The 22,289-nt window shown below is 71.4% G+C and carries 19 protein-coding genes; 12 read left to right on the forward strand and 7 right to left on the reverse strand.

The annotated features are described in order from the left end of the window. Window positions 1-119: 119 nt before the first annotated feature. Entirely contained in the window at window positions 120-1,295 is a 1,176-nt protein-coding gene (locus E0H26_RS26395) for a hypothetical protein (RefSeq protein WP_240742393.1), read from the reverse strand. A 520-nt stretch (window positions 1,296-1,815) separates the two neighbouring features. Between E0H26_RS26395 and E0H26_RS26400 the strand changes: the two genes are divergently transcribed. Both E0H26_RS26400 and E0H26_RS26405 read left to right on the forward strand, forming a co-directional pair. Then, window positions 1,816-3,615, forward strand: coding sequence for a DUF6311 domain-containing protein (locus tag E0H26_RS26400; protein WP_131308471.1), 1,800 nt, complete (start codon window positions 1,816-1,818; stop codon window positions 3,613-3,615). Further along, a complete protein-coding gene (locus E0H26_RS26405) occupies window positions 3,615-5,387 on the forward strand; it encodes a DUF6311 domain-containing protein (RefSeq protein ID WP_240742394.1) in 1,773 nt (590 codons plus the stop codon). The genes E0H26_RS26400 and E0H26_RS26405 overlap by 1 nt, the downstream gene beginning before the upstream one ends. A gap of 54 nt (window positions 5,388-5,441) precedes the next feature. Here the strand turns inward: E0H26_RS26405 and E0H26_RS26410 are convergent, their stop codons facing one another. Further along, complete coding sequence (locus tag E0H26_RS26410; protein WP_131308477.1) at window positions 5,442-7,313, reverse strand: DUF6311 domain-containing protein; 1,872 nt, start codon at window positions 7,311-7,313, stop codon at window positions 5,442-5,444. A gap of 373 nt (window positions 7,314-7,686) precedes the next feature. Between E0H26_RS26410 and E0H26_RS26415 the strand changes: the two genes are divergently transcribed. The 3 genes from E0H26_RS26415 to E0H26_RS26425 all read left to right on the forward strand — a co-directional run bounded on the left by E0H26_RS26415 (window position 7,687) and on the right by E0H26_RS26425 (window position 11,004). Further along, on the forward strand, window positions 7,687-8,994 hold the full coding sequence (locus tag E0H26_RS26415) for an outer membrane protein assembly factor BamB family protein (RefSeq protein ID WP_131308480.1): 1,308 nt from the start codon (window positions 7,687-7,689) through the stop codon (window positions 8,992-8,994). Between the two features lie 151 nt (window positions 8,995-9,145). Beyond that, a complete protein-coding gene (locus E0H26_RS26420) occupies window positions 9,146-9,814 on the forward strand; it encodes a response regulator transcription factor (RefSeq protein WP_131308483.1) in 669 nt (222 codons plus the stop codon). Then, entirely contained in the window at window positions 9,811-11,004 is a 1,194-nt protein-coding gene (locus tag E0H26_RS26425; protein WP_240742395.1) for a sensor histidine kinase, read from the forward strand. The genes E0H26_RS26420 and E0H26_RS26425 overlap by 4 nt, the downstream gene beginning before the upstream one ends. A 34-nt stretch (window positions 11,005-11,038) precedes the next feature. Here E0H26_RS26425 and E0H26_RS29460 read toward each other — a convergent pair whose 3' ends face one another. The 4 genes from E0H26_RS29460 to E0H26_RS26445 form a co-directional block, all read right to left on the reverse strand. Next, window positions 11,039-12,481 carry a hypothetical protein gene (locus E0H26_RS29460; protein ID WP_165521991.1) on the reverse strand — a complete coding sequence of 481 codons (1,443 nt, stop codon included), beginning with the start codon at window positions 12,479-12,481 and terminating at the stop codon, window positions 11,039-11,041. A 142-nt stretch (window positions 12,482-12,623) separates the two neighbouring features. Next, window positions 12,624-13,025: a polyketide cyclase gene (locus E0H26_RS26435; RefSeq protein ID WP_240742396.1), complete on the reverse strand. Its 402-nt coding sequence runs from the start codon at window positions 13,023-13,025 to the stop codon at window positions 12,624-12,626. A 94-nt stretch (window positions 13,026-13,119) separates the two neighbouring features. Beyond that, window positions 13,120-13,866: a class I SAM-dependent methyltransferase gene (locus tag E0H26_RS26440; RefSeq protein WP_165521992.1), complete on the reverse strand. Its 747-nt coding sequence runs from the start codon at window positions 13,864-13,866 to the stop codon at window positions 13,120-13,122. Window positions 13,867-13,935: 69 nt separating this feature from the next. Next, window positions 13,936-14,484, reverse strand: coding sequence for a TetR/AcrR family transcriptional regulator (locus tag E0H26_RS26445; RefSeq protein WP_131308497.1), 549 nt, complete (start codon window positions 14,482-14,484; stop codon window positions 13,936-13,938). 65 nt (window positions 14,485-14,549) lie between these two features. On the opposite strand from E0H26_RS26445, the gene E0H26_RS26450 reads away from it, so the two are divergent. Together E0H26_RS26450 and E0H26_RS26455 are read left to right on the forward strand one after the other, a co-directional pair. Then, window positions 14,550-14,774 (forward strand): hypothetical protein, encoded by a 225-nt coding sequence (locus E0H26_RS26450; protein ID WP_131308500.1) that lies wholly within the window; start codon window positions 14,550-14,552, stop codon window positions 14,772-14,774. Between the two features lie 70 nt (window positions 14,775-14,844). Next, window positions 14,845-15,240 (forward strand): VOC family protein, encoded by a 396-nt coding sequence (locus E0H26_RS26455; protein ID WP_131308502.1) that lies wholly within the window; start codon window positions 14,845-14,847, stop codon window positions 15,238-15,240. 40 nt (window positions 15,241-15,280) lie between these two features. Here E0H26_RS26455 and E0H26_RS26460 read toward each other — a convergent pair whose 3' ends face one another. Beyond that, complete coding sequence (locus tag E0H26_RS26460; RefSeq protein ID WP_131308506.1) at window positions 15,281-16,156, reverse strand: AraC family transcriptional regulator; 876 nt, start codon at window positions 16,154-16,156, stop codon at window positions 15,281-15,283. A gap of 279 nt (window positions 16,157-16,435) precedes the next feature. Between E0H26_RS26460 and E0H26_RS26465 the strand changes: the two genes are divergently transcribed. The 5 genes from E0H26_RS26465 (at window position 16,436) to E0H26_RS26485 (ending at window position 22,268) form a co-directional block, all read left to right on the forward strand. After that, the gene (locus tag E0H26_RS26465) at window positions 16,436-19,183 is read left to right on the forward strand and encodes an AAA family ATPase (RefSeq protein ID WP_206025376.1); all 2,748 of its coding nucleotides are present in this window, start codon (window positions 16,436-16,438) and stop codon (window positions 19,181-19,183) included. A 302-nt stretch (window positions 19,184-19,485) separates the two neighbouring features. Continuing rightward, on the forward strand, window positions 19,486-19,791 hold the full coding sequence (locus tag E0H26_RS26470) for a putative quinol monooxygenase (protein ID WP_131308509.1): 306 nt from the start codon (window positions 19,486-19,488) through the stop codon (window positions 19,789-19,791). Between the two features lie 40 nt (window positions 19,792-19,831). Next, the gene (locus tag E0H26_RS26475; RefSeq protein ID WP_131308512.1) at window positions 19,832-20,863 is read left to right on the forward strand and encodes an alpha/beta hydrolase; all 1,032 of its coding nucleotides are present in this window, start codon (window positions 19,832-19,834) and stop codon (window positions 20,861-20,863) included. Continuing rightward, complete coding sequence (locus tag E0H26_RS26480) at window positions 20,860-21,501, forward strand: class I SAM-dependent methyltransferase (protein WP_131308515.1); 642 nt, start codon at window positions 20,860-20,862, stop codon at window positions 21,499-21,501. The genes E0H26_RS26475 and E0H26_RS26480 overlap by 4 nt, the downstream gene beginning before the upstream one ends. Before the next feature lie 8 nt (window positions 21,502-21,509). Then, entirely contained in the window at window positions 21,510-22,268 is a 759-nt protein-coding gene (locus E0H26_RS26485; protein WP_131308518.1) for an SDR family NAD(P)-dependent oxidoreductase, read from the forward strand. The last annotated feature ends 21 nt before the right edge of the window (window positions 22,269-22,289 follow it).

Here is a 22,289-nt window from a genome sequence, read left to right on the forward strand (position 1 = left end):
GAGTGGAGTTCGGAGGTGTGCTGTTCCGGTCTGGGGCGCGGGGCGCGGGGCGCGGGGCGCGGGGCGCGGGGCGCGGGGCGCGGGGCGCGGGGCGCGGGGCGCGGGGCGCGGGGCGCGGGTCAGCGGCGGGCGGGACCGGCGGTGCGGTAGTGGGTCTTGTCGTCGGCGGCGAGGCTGAAGGTCTCGCGGCGCTCGGGCAGCGGGGCCACGACCAGGCCGGGACGGTCGACCAGACGGGTCGTGTCGGGCGGCACCGACAGGGTGGTGTCCTTGGTGGACCGCCAGCTGAGCACCACCAGCGGCCGTCCGGGCACCGGCAGTTCGTAGACCTGCAACGGATTGGTCCGGTCGGCGGGGGAGAGCACCACCGGGCCACCGTCGGCGGGCCGGTAGACCACGGCGGTCATGGTGCCGTCGGCGGTCTCCCAGGTCAGCTGCTCCAACTCGGCCGGCTCGCCGTCGTCGAGGGCGACCTCGCCGAGGGTACGGACGGCCAGCTTCGCCTTGGGCCAGGAGGCCGGTACCGAGGCCGGGGTGTCCCGGTCACCGACCCGTCGGGTGACGCTGGCGAACGGACCGTCCTCATCGGCCAGCTGACAGGTGTCGAGGTCGGTCAGCGCCCGCCGGCCCGATCCGCTCTCGTCGCGGACCAGCGGATACCGGGGGGCTGCGGTGCCGGTGCCGAGATCGAGCAGCCGGTCGGCGGCCCGGCCCCGGGGCAGCGAGGTGGTGGACCGCAGGGTGGCGGTCACCGTCACCGCCCGGCACTCCGGCACGTCGACCGGGCCGGTGAGTCCGTCGGTGACGGACATCGTGCGGCCGTTCGGCCCGACCAGGCGCCGGACCCGCTCGGAGGTGAAGTAACGGCGCCCGTCGGCGGCCTGCACCGGCAGTACGTCGGAGTAGACGAGGTAACCGGGATCGGTGTACTCGGTGGCGTGGCTGACCTGGTAGCCGTCGCCGTCGCCGGTGAGCTGGAGCAACCAGGAGGCGGCCTGCCCGGGCACCGAGGCGGCGACCAGGGCCAACGGTGCTCCGCCGACCTGACCGGAGTAGAGAATGCCGGACGACGGTACGTGCACCCGGTCGTCGATGGGGGAGCGCCATTCGCGTACCGCCCGGGTCACCGCGGCCGTCGCCGCCGGGTCCTCCGCCAACGAGCCACGCGGTGGCCAGACGGTCAGCGCACCGTCCATGCTGTCGTAGCCGACCCGTAGGTCCTGCGGCCGGCGCTCGGCGACGGGCCCGCAGGCGGTGACGGTGACCAACAGGGCCGACAGGCCGGTGGCCGTCAAGCCGCGCCAGCGGACTGGACCCACCTGTTACGCCCCCGATCGCATCGGTCGTCGTGTCGGAGGGCAATAGTACGAGATGTCCCGCCGATGCTTTTCTCCGCCTCACGCTGCGTCGCACCGGGGGCACACCGACCACAGGGGACGGCCCGTCAACTTTGGGGCTATTTCTCCACTCGGGTAGACTCCGCCGACTGTGACGCCTGCTGAGACCCGCGCCGCATTCCCGCCGAAATCCGACGTCACCCCAGGTCCGCCGGCTGAACCCGTCACTCTGGGTGAGGGTCTGCGGGGTACCGCCGCGTCCACCGGCGTCCCTGCGGACGCCCGTACGACGCCTGCGGCCACACCCCAGCCAACCCCAACGGCCCCGGCCCCGGCGGACGTGGATACGGCGGCCCCGGCTCCGGCGGACACGTCGCCGGTTACCGAGGCGCCGGGCAGTGGCGCCGCCGCGTCGACGAGCGCCGGGGCGGCTGACCGGGGCACCGGGTCGAGCCCGACCGCCGCAGCGGAATCGACTGTGGACAGTGGTGCGGCCGGGGACGGGTCGGATCAGACCGGGGCCGCTCCGAAGCGCCGCTTCCGGTGGACGCGCCGTCGGCTGGACCTGGCCGTCTTCGGTGGGTTCCTGCTCGTCGCGGTCTGGGTGACCAGCCAGATCTGGGTGGACCCGGCGGGCCGGGTCGCCTCGCTCTACAGCAGCGACCCGGCGCAGGTGCAGTTCTTCCTCGCCCACTCGGTACGGATCGTGCTGCACGGTGAGTTTCCGTTCTTCACCGAGCAGTTCAACTATCCCGACGGGGTCAACCTGATGGCCAACACGGCCATCCTGGCGCTGGGTATCCCGATGGTGCCGGTGACCCTGCTGTTCGGGCCGGCGGTCACGTTCGTGGTGCTGGTCACGATGGCCCTCGCCGGCACCGCGTCGGCCTGGTACTACGTGCTGTCCCGGCACGTGGTGAGCAACCGGCTGGCCGCCGTGGTGGGTGGTTGGTTCTGCGGCTTCTCCCCGGCGATGTTGTCGCACGCCAGTTGGCATCCGAACATCATCAGCCAGTTCCTGCTGCCGTTCATCGTCTGGCGGGTCATGGTGATCACCCGGTCGACCCGGCCGTACCGCGACGGGGCGCTGCTGGCCCTGCTGGTCACCGCGCAGGCGTTCATCAACGAGGAGATCCTGCTCTTCACCGCGATGGGCTGCGGGATCTTCCTGATCGCGGTGGTCGTCCAGCGTCCCGCGCTCTGGTCGACGGCCTGGCGTCCGCTGGGCAAGGCGGTGGCCACCTGCACCGTCATCGCCGGCTCGCTGCTGGCGTACCCGCTGTACATCCAGTTCGCCGGGCCGATGGCGTACCACGGGCTGAGTGACGCGGTGCGCGACTACGGCAACGACATCGCCGCGTACTTCGCCCCCGGCTCGCCGACCATCGGCGGCAACCAGCGGGCGAACGTCAACCTCGCGCCGAACTACTCGGAGGAGAACGCCTTCTTCGGCTGGAGCCTGGCGCTGATCGCCGTCGGCATCGTGCTCTGGCTGCGCCGGGAGGTGCTGGTCCGGGCGCTCGCCGCGACCGCCGCCTTCTACACCGTGCTCTCCCTCGGTGAGCGGATCACCTGGTGGGACCGGGAGTTGATCGTCGGGCCGTGGGAGTGGTTGGTCCGGTTGCCGCTGCTCGACGCGGTGGTGCCGACCCGGTTCGGCATGATCACCAGCGTGGTGGTGGCGGTCCTGCTGGCCCTGGCCATCGAACGCAGCCGGGCGTTGCCGTTGGACCGGCGGACCCTGCGTACGCTCACCGCCGGTGGGCTGGTCCTCGCGCTGCTGCCGATCGCGCCCATGCCGTTGCCGATGACCTCCCGGCCACCGGTGCCGGAGTTCATCACCTCCGACCGTTGGCGTGCCTACGTCGGGCCGGACCAGACGCTGGTGCCGATCCCGGTGCCGAGCATGGGCAACACCCACAGCATGCGCTGGGCCGCCGCCACCAACCTCGACTTCAAGATTCCCGGCGGCTACTTCCTCGCCCCGCGCAACGGCAACACCGGCGACCCGGGCCGCTTCGGTGGCCGGCCGAGCGGCATCGGCCGGCTGCTGGAGGAGGTCGCCACGACCGGTCGTACGCCCGAGTTGGACGACCGTCAGCGGCGCCGTTCGCTCGACGAGTTGCGCCACTGGCGGGCGGCGGTGCTGGTGCTGCCGGTAAGCCAGCCGCATTCCGAGCCGCTACGGCAGACCGTCGAGCAACTGGTCGGCCCGGCCCGCCTGGAACTGGATGTCTGGGTGTGGGACGTACGGACGTTGACCGACCGGACGGCCTGATGCCGTTCGGCACAGCCGAGCTCTCCGTGCAGGTCGCCACCCGCCGTCGGTCGCTGGCCGCCCGTGCCCCCGATGGGGCGGTGGTGGCCGGATACCTGGCGCTGGCCGCGTGGCTGACCAACCGGCAGTGGGACCGGCCGGACCGGATGTTCCATCAGGCCGGCGACCAGATCCTCTTCGAGTGGATGCTGGCCCGGACGGCGCGGGCCGTGGTGGCGGCGGAGAACCCGCTGTGGAGCGGCGCGTTGAACGTCCCCGACGGGGTGAACCTGATGGCCAACACCTCCGTGCTCGGGCTGGGCGTGCCGCTGACCCCGGTGACCCTGCTGTTCGGCTCGCAGGTGGCCTTCGTGGTGGCGGTGGTGGCGTGCCTTGCCGGCACCGCCACGGCCTGGTACGTGTTGCTGCGTCGGCGCCTGGTCCAGTCCCGGGTGGCCGCCGCGATCGGTGGACTGATCTGCGGCTTCGCCCCCGGCATGGTCGCCCAGGCCGGCGCGCACCTGCACATGGCCGCCCAGTTCCTGGTGCCGGTGATCCTGGCGCTGGTGTTCCGCCCCGCACCAGGTGACCGGGAGTGGCGGTACGGAATCCTGCTCGGGCTGGCCGTCACCTACCAGGCTTTTCTCGGTGAGGAGGTGCTGCTCTTCGTGGCACTGGCCGCCGGTGTGTTCGCCGTCGGATACGCGTTGGCCGATCGGGTGGCGGCCCGGCGACTCGCCCCGGCCACCGCCGGGCGGATCGTGGTCGGCGCGGTGGTGGCGGCAGTGCTGCTCGCGTACCCGTTGTGGTTCCAGTTCTTCGGCCCCGGCCACTACCGGGGAATGCCCTTCCACGCGTACGCCTACCAGCTCGACGCGGCGTCCTTCACGGCCATGGCGCGGCAGACCGTGCTCGGCGACGGCCGCCCACCGGCCCTGCTGGCGCCGAACCTGACCGAGGAGAACTCGTTCTTCGGGCCGGGGCTGCTGGTGCTGGCCGTGGTCGTCACGGCCTGGTGGTGGCGGCGACCGTTGGTGCGGGCGCTGGCCGGGTGTGGGGTGCTGTTCGCGCTGCTCTCCCTCGGCGCGCGGATCCGCCTGAACGGAGAGTCGACCGAACTGGCCGGACCGTACCGGCTGATCTCCGGGCTGCCGCTGCTCGACCACGTGGTGCCGGCCCGGTTCTCGCTGGTCTGCGTACCGGTGCTGGGCATCCTGGTGGCGCTGGCCGTGGACCGGGTCCGGCAGTCGCCCGCCATCCGTCCGGTGGTGCGGCTGCTCGGGGCTGGTGTGCTGGCCGCCGCGCTGCTGCCGCTGGCCCCGACCCCGATCCGCACCGTGCCGGTCGGGCCGGTGCCGGCGTTCGTGGCCGACGGGACCTTCCGGGCGTACGTGCCGGCCGGGCGGACCCTGGTGGCGGTGCCGCCGGTCACCAACCACGGCCGCAGCCCGGCCATGCTCTGGTCGGCCCGGACCGGGTTGGCCTTCACCGCCCCGGGTGGTTTCTTCATCGGCCCCCGCGCCGGGGACGACCCGACGGCCCGGTGGGGCGCCCCCGACCGGCCCACCTCGGTGCTGCTGCGCCGGGTGGCCGACACCGGTGAGCTGCCGTCGATCACCGATGCGGACCGCCGGCAGGCGGTCGCGGATCTGCGGCACTGGCGGGCCGCGGTGGTGGTGCAGGGCGACCTGCACCACGGCGACCCGGTGCGGCGTACGGTCGAGGCGCTGCTCGGACCCGCCCGGCAGCTCGACGGCGCGCTCGTCTGGGACGTTCGCCCGCTCGTCGGCTGAGGTCGTTAATAAGGGGCCCTTCCTCTACCGCAGGCGTTAATAAGGTGCCCTTCCTTACACCCGGTCGCGGACGTCCCAGAGCCAGACGTCGTCGACCTGCTGCGGCTCGCCGAGCAGGGCGGTCATCAGGTCACGCAGCACGGCCTCCTTGGGGTGGGCGCCGAGGACCACCACCGATGCCCGCCAGAAGCGCAGGTCCTCGACCGCCTGCCGGCGGTCCTCGTCGGTCAGCTCGGGCAGTTCACCCGCGTCCATGCTGCGGTAGATCAGCGTGCTGGTGTTCCGGTTCGGGGCGCCGAAGACGCCCTCGCCGTCGAGGTTGGGGCCGATGAAGTAGCCGGCCGGGATCGGGAACTGGTGCTGGGTCAGCGCGCTCCAGCGCAGCGTGGAGAGCCCGTGCACGTTGCTCGGGATGGGCACCGGCACCAGGGTCCGACCGTCCGGCACGTACGACCGCCAGGCGCCGGAGGTGATGAAGGTCGGCGGCGGGTCGACCGGCTCGGCCGGCAACGGGGTGGGGATCAGCGGCAGCACGGCCAGCGCGATGGCGGCGTACCCGATCGTCCGTTGCCAGCGGGGCCGCAGCGAGCGGGCGACGCCCGCCGAGGCCGGGGCGGTCGCCGACTCCGGGGCGCGGGGTGCCGGCACCGGCGGGCGACCCCGGCCGGCCACCGCGTCCCAGGCCAGCGCGAGCAGCACGCCGAGCGCCGCGGTGGTCACCAGCGTCAGCCGGGTCGGCATCATCATCTCGACCAGCGGCAGGTCCTCCGGAATGTACGACCACGGGCCGGGGATGCCGGTCAGCGCGCCGTTGAACCGGATCTCCGGTCCGAGTGACGCCACGGAGAAGAGCACCGCCAACACCGCGAGGATCCGGGCCACCAGCGACCGACGGACCAGCAGCGCCAGGGCGACCACGGACAGCAGCACCAGCGGCCAACCGAACCAGGTGTTCTGCTCGGTCAGCCCGATGGTCGCCTCCACCGCCTCGGTGCCGGCGATGGTGTCGCGGGGGAAGGTGACGAAGGCGACGACGTCCTCGCCCCAACTGTGGAACACCCCGCCCTGCAACCCCCGGTAGGACTGCGGGCCGTTGAACTGGAACCAGATCGGGTAGGCGGTGAGCAGCAGAGCCAGCCCACCGCCGACGCCCAGCCCGGCGGCGAACGCGCCGGCCCGCTCCCGGGCGGCGCGCGGCCGCATGATCGCGTACGCGATCACGATGACCAGGCAGGCCAGCGCCGTGAGCAGCAGCATCTCCTCGTTGATGAAGATCTGGTACGCCACCAGCAGGCCCAGCACCAGCCCGTTGCGCCGCCACCGGCCCGGCTCGGACAACCGGAACACCCGCACCACGATCAGCGGGAGCAGGAAGTTGGAGACGAAGTTGGGCTGGCCGTTGGCGTGGTGCACGATGCCGGGGGCGAAGCCGAGGAACCCGCCACCGATGAAGGCCGCGGCCCGCGAGCGCACCAGGTGCCGGGACAGCATCCAGTACGCGGTGCCGGCCGTGGCGGCCAGCGCACCGCCCAGGTAGAGCGCGTACACCACCTGGGGGCCGAGCAGCCAGGTCAGCGGGGCCAACGGCAGGGTCACCCCGAGCAGTGAGGTGTTGGCCATCATGTTCACCCCGTCCGGGGCGTTCTGCTGCGTACTGAACAGCGGGTTCTCCAGGTTGCGCACCGAGTACGCGCCGTGCGAGAAGAGCCACTCGAACCAACTGTGGTCGGTGGGCAGATGGGAGGAGACCCGGTTGTTCACGTCCACCCAGTAGTTGAGGCAGACGACGACACCGAGCAGCACGTAGGCTCCGATGGCCAGCAGGTCGGCGCGGGCCGGTCGGCGTCGGGGCGCTCGTGTCGTTGATTCCGCCTCGACGGTCGAAGAGACAGGATTCAGCGAGGGATTTACCACCGGCACAGCCACGACGGGCCATCGTACAGGCGCGTGTTGGCGGGCCGTGCAAGCGCGTACCTGGGGGAGGGCGAGCGTGGCCGCTCCTGGCGCTGGTGGGGCTGGTCGCCGCAGCAGCTCACTCCACTGTGCCGGTCGCCCATCAGGTCCGCTCAGCTCATGGCGGCCGGCAGGTGGACGATTCTGAGCTGGTGCTCTCCCTCTTTCGTCCGAACGGTGCGGTCGGCAACTGCCGGTGTCGGGAGGACCCGATCGTGTGCCGCCGCAAGGACGGCAAATTTCGGGCTGTGGCAGCTACGCGACTGACCGCAACTCTCCTGGGACGGCCGCTGCCTGCGGCGCTAGGCTCCGGTGACCAGCACGGTGCGTGGCGGAGAGGACGAGCGTGACGTTGATCGACCTCGGCGAGCTGACCGCGCCGACCGACCCGCAGCCGCCACGCCGGCGGCGTCGCAGCGGCAGCCGGCGCTGGCCGGTCGCGCTGGTGGCGTTGGTCGTGCTGGTGGCGCTGGCCGGCGCCGCACCCCCGGCCACGCGGGTGCACGCGACGGTGCCGGCCGGCCTGGGGTCCGAGCTGTTTTTCACCGAGGAGCACATCCTCACCGTCAGCCCGGCACCGGGAGTGACCGACGGCTCGCAGGAACTCACCGCGTACGCCCGGCCGAAGCGGGCCACCGTCGCGCCGCAGCGACTCACCCCACTGTGGCGGGTACCGGTGTCGCCGGGTATCCGGTTCTTCCGGGTGGCATCGGTCGCCGGCGGCGGACTGATCGTCGCCATGGTCCCGTCACAGAACATGGGCCGCGCCACCGAGACCATGCTGCTGGACGCCCGCACCGGTCGACAGCGCTGGCGGGTCGCCGGGTTCGGCATGCCCGACGCGTCGGATCGGGTGTTGCTCCAGACGTTCGCCCTGGACGAGCCGCACACGCTGCGCTCGGTCGAGTTGGCCACCGGCCGTGAGCTGTGGTCGACGACGGTGCCGCCGTCCTGGGTGGCGTACCACCAGCGCGGCGGGGTGGTCGAGGCCCTCGTGGTGTCCACGGACGCGGGGGGCGTCGACGTGCTCGACGCCCGAACCGGCAGGCTCCGCGACCGGCTACCCGCCACCGACGCGACCCCGGCCGGCTACCAGCAGTCCTCGGTGGTCGGCGACCTGCTGCTGGTGGTCCGCAACTCGCGGACCATCACCGCGTACGACATGGCCGGGCTGGTGCGTCGCTGGCAGACCACCGTGCCGCTGGCGGACTTCGTGAACCGCTGCGGCGCGCTGCTCTGCGCCAACGCCAACAACGGCGACACGTACGTCCTCGAACCGACCAGCGGGCAGGTGCGGTGGAGCACCAGTGAGGACGCCAACCTGTTGCGGGTGACGGAGACGGGGGCCCTGGCAGAGTTGCGCACCCGGACGGACGGTCCCGGGCTGGTCGCGCTCGACGCGGCAACCGGGCAGGTAGTGACCGAGTACGGCTCCTGGGAGGCGGTCGCCAGGTACGAGGAGGAGTCGCACTTGCTCGGCATCCACCTGGTGCGCGACGTGGGTGCCGTGCTGGCCCGGCTCGACCCGGCCGAGCCACAGCCCCGGCGCCTCGACCTGCTGACCGGCGTGATCGGCGGGTGCCAGAGCGGGTACGACCTGATCGCCTGCCTTCAGCAGGGCGACACCTTCGGGGTGTGGCAGCTGCCCGGCTGAGCAGTCACCAGGTGTCGTCCGGGGCCGCCCGTCGACTACTGCCCGGAGCGTGGCCCGCACCGAAGGTTTCCGGCAACACCGACCGGGGCGCTGGGTCGACTTGGCCGGCGGCGCTAGGTTGTCGAGTTGTCGTCGGCGGAAAGGGCTGGACATGCGGGTACTGGTGGTCGAGGACGAACGCAACCTCGCCGACGCGATCGCGCGTGGCCTGCGCAAGCGCGGCATGGCGGTGGACGTCGCGTACGACGGCGACAGCGGTCACGAGATGGCCTTCGTCACCCGCTACGACGTGGTGGTGCTCGACCGTGACCTGCCGGGGATACACGGTGACCAGATCTGCGCCGACCTGGCCGCCTCCGGCGCGCTGACCCGGGTGCTGATGCTCACCGCCAGCGGCACCGTCGCCGACCGGGTCGAGGGCTTGCAGCTCGGCGCCGACGACTACCTGCCCAAGCCGTTCGCCTTCGACGAGTTGGTGGCCCGGGTGCAGGCCCTGGGCCGGCGGGCCACCCCGGCGGCCCCGCCGGTGCTGGAACTGGCCGACCTGGTCGTCGACCCGGCCCGCCGTACCACCACCCGGGGTGGGGTGCCGGTGGAGCTGACCAACAAGGAGTTCGGCGTACTCTGCGAACTGCTCAAGGCGCGCGGTGCCGTGGTCTCCAGCGAAGAGCTGCTGGAGCGGGTCTGGGACGCCAACACCGACCCGTTCACCACAATCGTCCGGGTCACCGTGATGACCCTGCGCCGTAAGCTCGGCGATCCGCCGCTGATCGAGACCGTGGTGGGAGCGGGCTACCGTACCGCCGAGGTGCCGGCGTGACGGGCGCCTCGCGGCGCCGGCTCAGCCTGCGCCTGCGACCCACCCTGCGGCTGCGGCTGACCCTGCTCAACGGCGTGCTGCTGGTCGGTGCGGGCGCCATCCTGGTGCTGCTGGCCTGGCTGCTGGTCCGCGACGCGTTGCGGCCCACCGACGAACTGCTCCCGGGCACCACGGTGCTGCTGGCCGACGGGCGCTCCATGGACGCCGCCTCGTGGCAGCGGCAACTTGTCGACTCGGCCTCCGGGGAACTGCTGGCCAAGGGGCTGGCCGCGCTGCTGGCGATCGGCACCGTCGGGGTGGTCGGGGCGTACGCCGTCGCCGGTCGGGCGCTACGGCCGCTGCACCAGGTCACCGCGACCGCGCGTCGGCTCGGCGAAACCACGCTGGACCAGCGGATCTGCTACTCCGGGGCGGACGACGAGGTGGCCGAGCTGGCCGACACCTTCGACGAGATGCTGGACCGGATCGCCGCCGCCTTCGAGGCGCAGAAGCGGTTCGTCGCCAACGCCTCGCACGAGTTGCGTACGCCGCTGGCGGTGATGCGTACCGAGATCGACGTGACGCTCAGCGACGACGAGGCGGATGCCGCCGAGTACCGCCGGATGGCGACCGTGGTGCGCGACGCCTCCGAACGGGCCAACAGCCTGGTCGACGCGCTGCTGGTGCTGGCGCGCAGCGAGGCGCAGACGGGCCGGCGGCTCGGCCGGCGTACCGAATGTGACCTGGCTGGCGGCACCGTCAACGCGTTGTCCGCGGTCCGCCGCGAGGTGGAGCGGATCAAGCTGGACGTGCAGACCTCGCTGGAGCCGGCGCCGGTCGTCGGTGACCCCGGCCTGCTGGACCGGTTGGCCGGCAACCTGATCGAGAACGCGGTCCGCTACAACCACCTGCACGGCCGGCTCTGGGTACGGACCGGTTCGGACGGACAACGGTCCTGGCTGGTGGTCGGCAACACCGGGTTCGAGGTGGATCCGGCCGACGTGCCGGGGCTGTTCGAGCCGTTCCGGCGGGGCGGCCGGGAACGGACCGGGGCCCGCGGTTCGGGGCTCGGCCTGTCCATCGTCCGGGCGGTCTGCGATGCCCACGGCGGTACGGTGACCGCCGTGGCTCAGCCCGGCGGCGGCCTGGAGGTGACGGTCAACCTGCCGGCAGCCGACGCCGTGTCGGTGGCGGACACCGTGTCCCGCTGACCGAGCGCGGATCTTCCCGTCCGAGGCGTTGGTGTCATTTTTTGCGGCCCTGGCTCTGGCCCTGGCCCTGGCTCTGTCCTCTGACCGGTCCGGAGGGAATTGCACCTGTCGGCTGCTGGCGTGACCCTGCCACGGGCCGTCTCGGGATGCCGTGAAGGCTCGGCTGGTTTGCGGCGTGCGCTCTGTCCCCTCGTGACCCTCGCTCTGCCCGCGTCTGCGGCGGGACGGCGGGTATGGCTTCCTGTTGCAGGTGGTCGTGTGCCTGAGAGGTCCACGGGCCGGAGGTTTCGTAGGTGTCTGCCTGAGCGGAGATCGACACGCCGGAGGTCATGGCCTCTCGTCGTTGGTGGATGGGTGCCGGAGGGGGCACCCATGGGTCGCGCAGCGTGGCCTGTTGTTGCTGGAAGGGGTGGACCCCGCGGTTTGCCGTCCACGGGCCGGGGGTTATGACCTCTGATTGGTCGTAGGCGTCTGCCTGGGCGGAGATCGACACGCCGGAGGGCATGGCCTCTTGTTGTTGATGGCTGGGTGCCAGCGGCAACGGCCACCCGCCGGCCATCATGCCTTGTTGTTGTTCGGGGGTGTAGACCCCGGGGTTTGCCGTCCGGGTCTGCGCTGGGCCCTCGGGCTGGATGACGGGGGAGACCGGTGATAGCTGGGTCAGCTCAGGCGAGTCGGCCTCGTAGTGCGAATATTCAGTGGGGTACGACAAGAGCTGCGGGTCATTCCCGTACCGTTTCGCGGCCCAGTCAGCGAATTCGAAGGTGTTCGCGACATCCTGCAACTGTCGAGGGTCGGCGTAGAGTCGCTGTAAGCCACGGTCACCGGAGACGAGATACGCGGCGCCGATCGCCTTCTCGAGGCCGTGCCGCTCGTGTTCGCGCAGGTCGCCCCGGTCGAGGGTGTCCTGCCAGCTCTTGATCTGTTCTGCGGTGATGGGTTCCCGGGGCATCTGTGCCGCCTGGCCGGACCAGGGCGCCGCTTGTGCTGCTTGGTCAGACCAGGGCGCCGCTTGTGCTGCTTGGTCAGACCAGGGCGCCGCTTGTGCTGCTTGGTCAGACCAGGGCGCCGCTCGTGCCGCTTGGTCAGACCAGGGCGTCGAGTCGTAGCTGCTGTTCGGGGCCGGCGGGGCGGCCGCCTGCGCCCAGTTGTCGACCTGCTCCCCGGTCGGGGTCAGCCGAGGCTTGGGTGCCGACTCACTGACGTCGTTGCGACGCAACATTCGCCGCAACCAGTTCCAAGCTACGCGTAGCTGTCCGAACTGGCTCGCCCTCAGGTGATCGTTGACCAAATTCGCCGTGACGTTACGAGCATTCCTGATCTCGGTATTGGTCAGTGGCGGCACAGGACCGACCAGTCCGCGGCCGGTCCGGCGATTCGCGCGGTTTCTCTCGATCGCGATCCGGAGATCCCTGTCCAGTTCCTGCTGCGCGTCGCGTAGCCCACCGTTGGATACCTTGGAGGGCAGCCCCTGCATCCGTGTCCACATGACGTTCCCAACGTGGGAACGGGGCGCTTGGTTCAGGACTCCGGCTGGGTTTGGTGCGGCGCCGGGAAGTCCGGCTGCGGGTGGCGTGCTGGCCCGGACCGGCAGCTACGGTTGCGGGGGAGCCGGCGAACTATCCGCCCTCCGTACCGCGTTCGGCGAGGTGTTTGAGGGTGAGCAACTGCCGTCGGGCCATGACCAGGTCGCCGACGGACAACCCGAGCGCGACCACGCGATTGGTCCGCATCACGACCTTGAGCAGTAGCCGTGTGGCGCGGGGCCCCTGGGGCACCAGGACGTAGGACAAGCAGGCGTTCATGATCGTCCCCGTCAATTGTCTGCCGGGCTCGACCGAGAGGATTCTGCCCCGCTTGTGCCCCCCGACGGTGGTGAACGCCTCTCCCACCCGGGGCTCGGGGAGACCGACCAACTGCCGGGGAGAGCGCCGGCCGAGGTTGTCGATCCAGTCATAGGAGTACGGCGCCAGCCGTATCTGGGTGACCCACGGCCAGAGGACTGCGGCAGGCGCGTGCACCCGCACCCCTCGCCATGCCTGAAGTGTGGGTGAGACGACGAAGTCGTCACATGGATAGGTGCGCCGGACCTCGCTCTCGGTTACGCCCCACCGGTCACCGAGCATGCGTCCGGCCCCTGGGCTGCCCCAGCACCAGCGTGGTACGCAGGTCGAGGACGACGGTGCCGCCGAAGTCGTCGACGAGCCGGCCGAGCATGGTCAGTCCACGCTGTTGCTGTTGCGGCGACCGGGACAGGTATTCCCCGAAGCTGCGCACCAGGCCGAGATAGCGTTCCTTGTCGAGGGGCAGGTCGCGCCGGAAGACCTCCTTGCGTACGTTGACGAACTGCCCGTGGTCGACGATGTCCTGGTGGAACCAGTCCGTCGGCCGCTGCCGGACGGTGGGATCGATGGCGTGCAGCGCGGATTGGATCGCCGCTCGTTGCGCGGACTCGGTGTAGTCGAACCGGTGTCCGAAGATCGCCAGGGTGCCGCCGGGTGCGAGTGCCCGCCAGGCGTGCTCGTTGCGGGTGGCCGGGTCCATCCAGTGCCAGGCCGTGGCGCAGGCCAGCACGTCAACCCCACCGGCGGGTGGCGACCACTGTTCGAAGGTGCTGGCGCAGATCTCCAGGTCGGGAAAACGTGTGGCCAGCAACGCCGCCATCCGCGGATCGGGTTCGAGGCAGGTCAGCGGTGCGCCGATCCGGGTGAGTACCTCGGTCCCCTTGCCAGTGCCGGCGCCGATCTCGACCACCGAGGCTGGCGTGCCGCCGTGGTACGCGACGATCTCGTCGGCGATCCGGGGTGGATAGCCCGGTCGGACGGTTTCGTACAGGTCAGCTACCGGTCCGAAGACGTCCACCAGCTCACTCCTCGCAATCACGGTCGGTATGCGCTGCCGCGCCGAAACGCCATGGACGGCACGGGGCGTTCACCCGGTCGCCGCCGTGGCCCGCAGCGAGTCGATCGCGGCCTGACTGCCCTCGCTCAGATCCATGCCCAACGCCTGCAACATCACCACCAGCGCGCCGAGGGCCAGCGTGCCGCGCAACTCCTGCGGCCCGGCCGTGGACAACTGCTCAGCCTCGTCCAGAATCCCGCCGATCAACGCCCGGCAGCGCGCCGCGACCGCCTCGTCGGAGCGAGCAGCCGCGCAGGCCTGCAACCACAGGCCGGTGACGACGCCGTCGGCGATCAGCGCCCGGAACCCGGCGCGCATCGCCGGCAGCGGGTCATCCGGACACTCGACCGCCGTCTGCCGGAGCACCTGCCGGATGCGGGCCTCCATTTCGTCCAGACAGGCCAGGAAGAACTCGCGCTTGCTGCCGAACAGCCGGAAGACGTACGGCTGGGACACCCCCATCTGGTCGGCGACCTGCTGCACCGATGCCGTGGTCAGGCCATGGTCCGCGAAGACCCGCATGCCGATGTCGACCGCGTCGGCCCGTCGCCGTGGTGCCGTACTGCGCTGCGTTGCCACTCCGGTAGCCTTACATTAGTAACCACTTACATACAAGGCCGGCGGTTAGATGGAGGTCGCGCTCGATGATCCCGGCGCTGATCGTGTTTGGCCTGCTGTTCGGACGTTGGTGGCGGTCGGCGCTCATCGTCGCCGCTCTGGGGTGGCCGGTTCTGCTGGTCGTGAGCGGTGTGCTGGGCGTCGAGCCGGGGCTGCTCGGCGCCGCCGCGCTGGCCGTGGCCAACACCGCGGCCGGCGTGTTGATCCATCAGGGCGTCCTGCTGGTGATCCGCAAGCTGCGAGCGTCCTGACCGGCGCCGAGTGGGGGCAGCCCGCCACCGTCACCGGATAATCACTTGATCGCGGTGAGAGATTGGGCCCATGACTTCGAGAGTGCGCTGGATCGACTTCGACTGCGCCGATCCGTTCACCATGGCGATTTTCTGGTCCGAGGCGACCGGGCTGCGCCCCCATCCGGAGAACGCGCCGGGTGAGCCGGAGTGCGTGTTGCTGTCGGGCGCGGACATCGCCGAGGGCGGGATGCTCTTCCAACGGGTGCCGGAGGGCAAGACGGCGAAGAACCGGGTGCACCTTGATCTCCAACCGACCGACCGGACCCGCGACGAGGAGGTCGAACGGTTGCTCGGGCTGGGCGCGTCGCTGGTCGCCGACCATCGCAACCCGGACGGTACGGGGTGGGCGCTGCTCGCCGACCCGGAGGGCAACGAGTTCTGCGTGGAACGCAGCACGGCGGAGCGGGCCGCGACCGGCGGCTGACGGTTCTGGACGCCGGCTCCGACCGCGTGTGGCTCCCGCGTCAGCCCCGCAGCCGCGTCGCGTCCTGGCTTGGCGGGATGCCGAACTGGCGGCGGTACTCGCGGCTGAACTGCGAGAGGCTGCCGTAGCCGACGCGACGGCTGACCGCGGCGATGTCGTCGGCGTGCGCGGCGAGTTGCAGGCGGGCGTGCTGGAGCCGGATCTGTTTCTGGAACTGGATCGGGCTCATCGCGGTGACCGCGTGGAAGTTGCGGTGGAAGGCCGACACGCTCAATCCCGCCTGCTGCGCCACCTCCTCGACGCGGAACCGCTGCGTGTAGTTGTCCCGGATCCAGCGCACGGCCCGGGCGATGTGACTCAGGTTGCTGTCGGGCAGGCCGAGTTGGCGGACCAACGCGCCCTGGTCGCCGGTGACGAGCCGCCAGAGGATCTCGCGTTTGACCAGCGGCGCGAGCACCGGGATGTCGCGTGGCTGATCGAGCAGGCGGACGAGCCGGAGGACGGCGTCGAGGAGTTCCGTGGAGGCGGTGCTCACGGCGAGCCCGGCCGGCACGTCGGTGCCGACCCCCGACCGGTCACCGGGGGGCATCTGCCACAGCAGGTCGGCAACGGCGGCCGGGTCGAGGTTGAGACCGACGCCAAGGCCGGGCGCCTCCGGGCTGGCCTCGGTGAAGTGGCTGCTCACCGGCAGGTCGACCGAGGCGACGAGATACTGCCCAGCCCGGTACTGGTAGACCCGGTCACCCAGCGCCAGCCGTTTGGTGCCCTGGGCCACCAGGGCGAGCACCCTGCCGTAGATGGCCGGCGTCGGCGGATAGGGCGCATCCGCCCTGATGATCAGCACATCGTCGATGGCGGTCGTCAGGTCGGGTCGGGCGTGGCGGGCCAGCAGGCGGCGTAGCTCGTCGAGGGCCATACGGGTGATTAAACCCCTGCCACCTCGGCGGGCAGGACCAGGCGCGGTCGTTCGGGTCCCGGCCACGCCCCGGCCGAATCGGGCAGGATCAGGCCACACTTCGCGACTTCTGGGCAAGCCGCTGCCAGCCTCGGGCTGGTTCTATATGTCTTCCAGGGCGGGCGGTGTCTGAGGAGCAGAGGTGACCGACGATCGGTGCCGTACGCGGCGGATCGACCTGATGCGACGACCCGCCGGGCGCGGTCGTGGGGCATCGCGCCCCGGCGCCGTGAGGCGGACGTGACCGCCACCGGACTCGTCGGCCGCCACGCCGAGCTGGAGCAGCTCTCCGACTTCGTGACCAACGCGCGGAACCGCGGCGACGCGCGGCTGATCTGGGGCGAGCCCGGCGTCGGCAAGTCCGCCCTGATCGCCGCCGCCGCCGAGCTGGCTGCCGTGGCTCAGCTGCGGCTGCTGCGGGCCTCCGGATCCGAGTTCGAGGCCGACGTCAGCTACTCGTGCCTCAACCAGTTGCTCCTGCCGGTGCACGGCGACCTTGAGCGTCTTCCCGCCGGCCCCCGGGAGGCCCTGGCGGTGGCGCTCGGTTTCCGCGCCGGCCCGCCGCCGGACGCCCTGCTGGTCTGCAACGCCGCGCTGCTGCTGGTCAAGACGATCGCCGCCGACGTGCCGGTGGTGCTGCTCGTCGACGACATCCAGTGGATCGACCGGGCGAGTGCGGTCGTGCTCGGGTTCATCGCCCGGCGCCTGGACGGCTGTCGGGCTGGCCTGCTGGCGTCGGCCAGGACGGGCACGGCGAGCCTGCTCGACCCTCGGGGACTGGCCGAGATCGTCGTCCCGCCACTCGACGACGAGTCGGCTGGCCACCTGGTCGACGCCGGCTTTCCGCAGCTTCCACGGCGGATCCGGCAGCGGACGCTGGACCTCGCCCAGGGCAATCCGCTGGCCCTGATGGAGCTGCCGGCCAGCCTGGTGGGTGCCGTCGACCGTACGGCGGGACCCGAGGTGGTGCCGCTCAGCGACCGGCTGCAGGCGATGTTCGCCGCCCGCCTCGCCGAACTGCCGGCGCCGACCCGCCAACTGCTGCTGCGGGCGACGTTCGAGGGCACCGGTGACATCCGGGTGCTGCGCGCCGTACCCGCCGACCAACCTGGTCTCGCCGACCTCGCCCCGGCGGAGCGGGCGCAGCTCGTCCGGGTGGACGACGCCGCTGCCCGGATCGGGTTCCGGCACCCGCTGATCCGGTCGGCGATCGTGGCGATGTCGACCCACGAGGAGCGCCGGAGCGCGCACATCGCCCTCGCCGACGCACTGGGCGGGCAGCCGGAACGCCGGGCCTGGCACCTGGCGGCAGCCGCCGTGGGGCCGGACGAGGCGGTGGCGGCGCTGCTTGAGGACGCCGCGCACCGGGTGATGCTTCGAGGGGACGCGTTCGCCGCCGTCGCGGCGTTGGTCCGGGCCGCCGAGCTGAGCGTGACGAGTTCCGGTCGGGGCCGGCGCCTCGCCGAGGCCGCGTACATCGGCGCCGAGGCCAGCGGTGCCCTCGACGACGCCAAGACGTTGCTGACCGATGCCCGCCGGGCAGCGCCGGACGGCACCGGCTCCCTGCACGCGGCCAACGCGGCCGCCTTCCTGATGCTCAACGGCGACGGTGACGTGAACACCGCACACCGTCTCCTCGTCGGCGCCATCGACACCGGCGATCATGGCTACCGGGCCGAGGATCCGGCCCTGATCGAGGCCATGCACACCTTGCTGCTGTTGTGCTGGTACGGCACCGCCGAGGAGTACTGGAAGCCGTTCTACCAGATCCTGGGCCGGCTGCGACCACAGCCGCCCGACGTCCTCGCCCTGGCGAGCAGGACCTTTCCCGACCCCGTACGCACCGGGGCGTCGGCCCTGCCGCAGATCGACGCGATCCTCGCGTCGCTGCCCGACGAGGCCGATCCCACCCGGATCGTGCGGATCGGCACCGCGTCGGTCTACCTGGACCGGCTGCGCGACTGCCGAGAGTCCTCCTGGCGGCTCGTGCAGCACGGACGCAACGGGGGACCGCCCCGGCGACATCTCGGCGCCCTGATGCACCTGTGCCTGGACGGCTACCTCGTCGGCCGTTGGGACGAAGCCGAGGAACTCGCACGGGAGGGGCAGCGGGTCTGTGCCGCCAGCGGCTTCTCGTTCTTCGCCTGGTACTTCCGCTACAACCGGGCGCTGATCGCCGCCGGCCGGGGTCGCTTCGACGAGGCGTACGCCCTCGCCGACGAGATAAGCCACTGGGCGCTTCCCCGCGGTGTGACGGCCGCCGCACTGTTCGCCCACCATCCGCGTACCCTGGCCGCGCTGGGCCAGGGCGACTGGGACGCCGCCTTCCGTCATGCCGCCGCCATGAGTCCGCCCGGCGTGCTCGCCAGCCACGTGCCGCACTGCACCTGGGTGATGTTCGACCTGGTCGAGGCGGCGGTCCGGACCGGGCGAACGGTCGAGGCCAACGCCCACCTGGCGGCGATGCGCTCGGCCGATGTCGCCGCCCTGTCGCCCCGGATGGCGTTGATCGTGGCCGGCGCGGAGGCCCTCGTGGTCGAGGACGACGCGGCAGCGACGCGGCTGGAGGACCTGCTGGCCGGTCCCGAGGCGGCGCGGTGGCTGTTCGAGGCGTCCAGGATCCGGCTCGCCCTCGGTGAGAAACTGCGCCGGACCAGTTCGGCCTCGCGAGCCCGCCGGCAGCTGCTCGCCGCACGCGACGGATTCGCGGCCATGGCCGCGACACCGTGGCTCGACCGCACCCACGTCGAACTGCGCGCCACCAAGTACCGGCTCACCGACGTACCGTCCGGCGGTCCGTTCGCCCTGACCGCCCAGGAGGCCCAGATCGCCGAGCTGGCCGCCAGCGGTCTGACCAACAAGCAGATCGCCGAGCGCCTGTACCTGTCGCACCGCACCGTGGGCGCACACCTGTACCGGATCTTCCCCAAGCTCGGGGTCGCCTCGCGCGCCGGACTCAGGGACGCGCTGTCGACTGAGCCCCGGTAGGCCGGCTCGCGGCGCCTCGTCATGCCTCCGATGGTCGAACGCGCGTCCCCGCCGTACATCTGTCAAACGACCTAACCGTGGCGGCCGGTGCTCCCGTGCCCTGCTCGCGCAGTCGGGTCGGCTCGGACCCGATCCGGATCCGGCCGGCCACCGCTGACGCCGCCCGCCCGTTAGGTCGTCGCCGTCGGCGCTCCCGGCAAGTCGCAGACAGATGACTGATGAGCGCGACCCGGCCAAGCCGAACAGTGGAGGGCAACCGAATCGGCCCGGCCGAGCGAAACAGGATCAAGGAGACGTACGCCATGACTGTCAACCATGGATTCCACGCCGTCATGACAGCGCAGCCGGGCCGAGGTGACGAGCTGGTCGCACTGCTGCTCGCCGCACCGTCCCTGCCGCACGAGGACTGCCTGGTCTTCCTGGTCAGCCGCTCCGGCAGCAACCCGGACGTCGTCTCGGTGGCCGAGGGGTGGACCAGCCAGGAGGCGCACGCGAGGTTCTTCGCGGACGAAGCGGCGCAGGACTTCGTCGCGCAACTGCAACCGCTGCTGGCCGGCGAATCGCAGCTCACCGACGCCGTTCCCGTCGGTGGCAAACCCACCTTCTGAGCAGCCATCGCCATCATCTGAACCCGCGCAGGAGCCGACCATGACCCTGACCCGACCCGACATCGATCCCGAGCTGCGTGCCCTGCTCGCCGACATGCCGCTCTCCTCCCAGCTCAGCCCCGAACTGCTCGCGCAGATCCGGCAGCTGCCCAGCACCCCGGTCGACGCCCACCTGGCCGGTCGCGCCGTCGAGCGGCGCGAGGTCACCGTCGCCCGCCCGGACGGCGCCCAGATCCCGTTGTCGATCCTCAGTCCGCTACGGGCGGAAGTCACCGCCGGGGCGCCCTGCGTCTACTGGATTCACGGCGGTGGCATGGTCATGGGGGACCGCTTCTCCCAGATCGACATCCCGCTGGAATGGCTCGACCGCCTCGGCGCAGTCGTGGTCACCGTGGACTACCGGCTGGCACCCGAGGCGACCGGCACGACCCTGGTCGACGACTGCTACCACGGGCTGCTCTGGACCGTCGAGAACGCCGAGCAGCTGGGCATCGACCCCGCCCGCCTCGTCGTCGCCGGGATCAGCGCCGGTGGTGGCCTCGCCGCCGGCGTCACGCTGATGGCCCGGGACCGGGGCACCCCGGACATCGCCGCGCAGATGCTCATCTGCCCGATGCTCGACCACCGCAACACCACCACGTCGAGCCGGCAGTACTCCGCCGAACCAGGGGTGTGGACCCGCGAGATGAACGAGTTCGGGTGGCGCTCGGTGCTCGGCGACCTTCAGGACGCCGAGGTGCCGGGCCACGTCTCGCCCGCCACGGCCGAGAATCTCGGCGGCCTACCGACCACCTACGTCGACGCGGGTACGGCGGAGGTCTTCCGCGACGAGGACGTCGCCTACGCCAGCCGCATCTGGGCCGCCGGTGGCCAGGCCGAACTACACATCTGGGCCGGTGGGTGCCACGGCTTCGACGCCCTCTTCCCCCGCGCCCGCGTCTCCGCCGCGGCCCGCCGCACCCGCCTCGACTGGTTGACCCGCGTGTTGACCACCCTGCCCGGCGGTCAGCCCGACGCCCTGGCCACGCCGTCCAGCGAGCCCCGCGCAGTGGAAGCGGGCGTCGCGTCATGACCGCCCTCGCCGCCACTCAGACCAACCCGACCGCCGCGCCGGCAAACGACGACCGCGCCGCGTTCCTGCGCGAGTTCCTCCGCGCCCCATTCACGGTCGCCGCCCTGACCCCCAGCGGCCGGCCGCTGTCCGAGGCGGTCACCGCGACGGTGCCACACACCGGGGAGCCGCTGGTCGTGGAACTCGGTCCCGGCACCGGCGCGTTCACGGCCGCCATCCAGCGGCGCCTCGCCGGCCGTGGGCGGCACCTGGCCATCGAGATCAACGCCCGATTCGCCGACCGGCTGGCCGCCCGCTACCCCGGGGTCGACCTCGCCGTCGCCGACGCCGGCAGCCTGACCGACCTACTCGCGCAACGTGGCCACGGACCGGCGGACGTGATCGTCAGCGGGCTGCCGTGGGCGGCGTTCACGCCGGACCGCCAGGACGATCTGCTCGACGCGGTGACCGCCAACCTCACCCCGGACGGCGTCTTCACCACCTTCGCGTACACCCACACCCGGTGGGCCCCGCCGGCCCTGCGGCTGCGGCGTACGCTGCGCGCCCGCTTCGAGGAGGTCGTGCAGGGCCGGACGGTGTGGGCCAACCTGCCACCGGCCTCCGTCTACTACTGCCGCCGACCCCGCACGGAAGGGTGAGTCAAACCATGAAGGTCGCCATCGTCAGCGGTGCCAGCTCCGGGATCGGCCAGAGCACCGCCATCCAACTCGCCCGACGCGGGACCGGAGTGATCCTGACCTATCACGGCAACCAGCAGGGCGCGGTGGACACCGTCGCGATCATCGAGAAGGAGGGCGGTACGGCCGTCGCGCTGCCGCTGGACGTCGGCGACACCGTGGCCTTCGCACCCTTCCGCGAAGCCGTCGCGGCCACCCTCGGCGACCGGTGGCAGCGGGACACCTTCGACTTCCTCGTCAACAACGCCGGATTCGGCCACCTGGCGATGTTCGAGGACACCACCGAGGACAGCTTCGACACGTTGGTGCGGGTCCTGCTCAAGGGCCCGTACTTCCTGACCCAGACGCTGCTGCCGCTGTTGGCCGACGGCGGCGCGATCGTCAACACCACGAGTAATTCGGCGACGCGCTCCGGCCTGGAGCCCGGCTATTCCGCGTACGGCAGCCTCAAGGGTGCCCTGGTGGTGCTGACCCGCTACCTGGCCAAGGAGCTGAGCCCGCGGGGTATCCGCGTCAACTCCGTATCGCCCGGCGCCACCCGTACCCGCATCGCCGACAACGCCTTCGAACGCTTCCCCGAGGTGATCCCGGGCATCGCGGCGAAGACTGCTCTGGGCCGGCTCGGCGAGCCCGACGACATCGGCATGGTCATCGCGGCCCTGCTCGCCGAGGAGTGCCGCTGGATCACCGCCGAGGACATCGAAGTCTCCGGTGGCTACAACCTCTGAGCGCCCGAACGGCCAACGGTA

It is taken from the genome of Micromonospora zingiberis (genome assembly GCF_004331455.1).
GTDB classification, from domain to species: domain Bacteria; phylum Actinomycetota; class Actinomycetes; order Mycobacteriales; family Micromonosporaceae; genus Micromonospora; species Micromonospora zingiberis.

Excerpts from the sequence above, each read along its gene's own strand:
- E0H26_RS26405 (WP_240742394.1), top strand. The coding sequence starts at position 3,615 with ATGCCGTTCGGCACAGCCGAGCTCTCCGTGCAGGTCGCCACCCGCCGT.
- E0H26_RS26420 (WP_131308483.1), top strand. The coding sequence starts at position 9,146 with ATGCGGGTACTGGTGGTCGAGGACGAACGCAACCTCGCCGACGCGATC.
- E0H26_RS29460 (WP_165521991.1), bottom strand. The coding sequence starts at position 12,481 with ATGCAGGGGCTGCCCTCCAAGGTATCCAACGGTGGGCTACGCGACGCG.
- E0H26_RS26450 (WP_131308500.1), top strand. The coding sequence starts at position 14,550 with ATGATCCCGGCGCTGATCGTGTTTGGCCTGCTGTTCGGACGTTGGTGG.
- E0H26_RS26455 (WP_131308502.1), top strand. The coding sequence starts at position 14,845 with ATGACTTCGAGAGTGCGCTGGATCGACTTCGACTGCGCCGATCCGTTC.
- E0H26_RS26460 (WP_131308506.1), bottom strand. The coding sequence starts at position 16,156 with ATGGCCCTCGACGAGCTACGCCGCCTGCTGGCCCGCCACGCCCGACCC.
- E0H26_RS26470 (WP_131308509.1), top strand. The coding sequence starts at position 19,486 with ATGACTGTCAACCATGGATTCCACGCCGTCATGACAGCGCAGCCGGGC.
- E0H26_RS26475 (WP_131308512.1), top strand. The coding sequence starts at position 19,832 with ATGACCCTGACCCGACCCGACATCGATCCCGAGCTGCGTGCCCTGCTC.
- E0H26_RS26480 (WP_131308515.1), top strand. The coding sequence starts at position 20,860 with ATGACCGCCCTCGCCGCCACTCAGACCAACCCGACCGCCGCGCCGGCA.
- E0H26_RS26485 (WP_131308518.1), top strand. The coding sequence starts at position 21,510 with ATGAAGGTCGCCATCGTCAGCGGTGCCAGCTCCGGGATCGGCCAGAGC.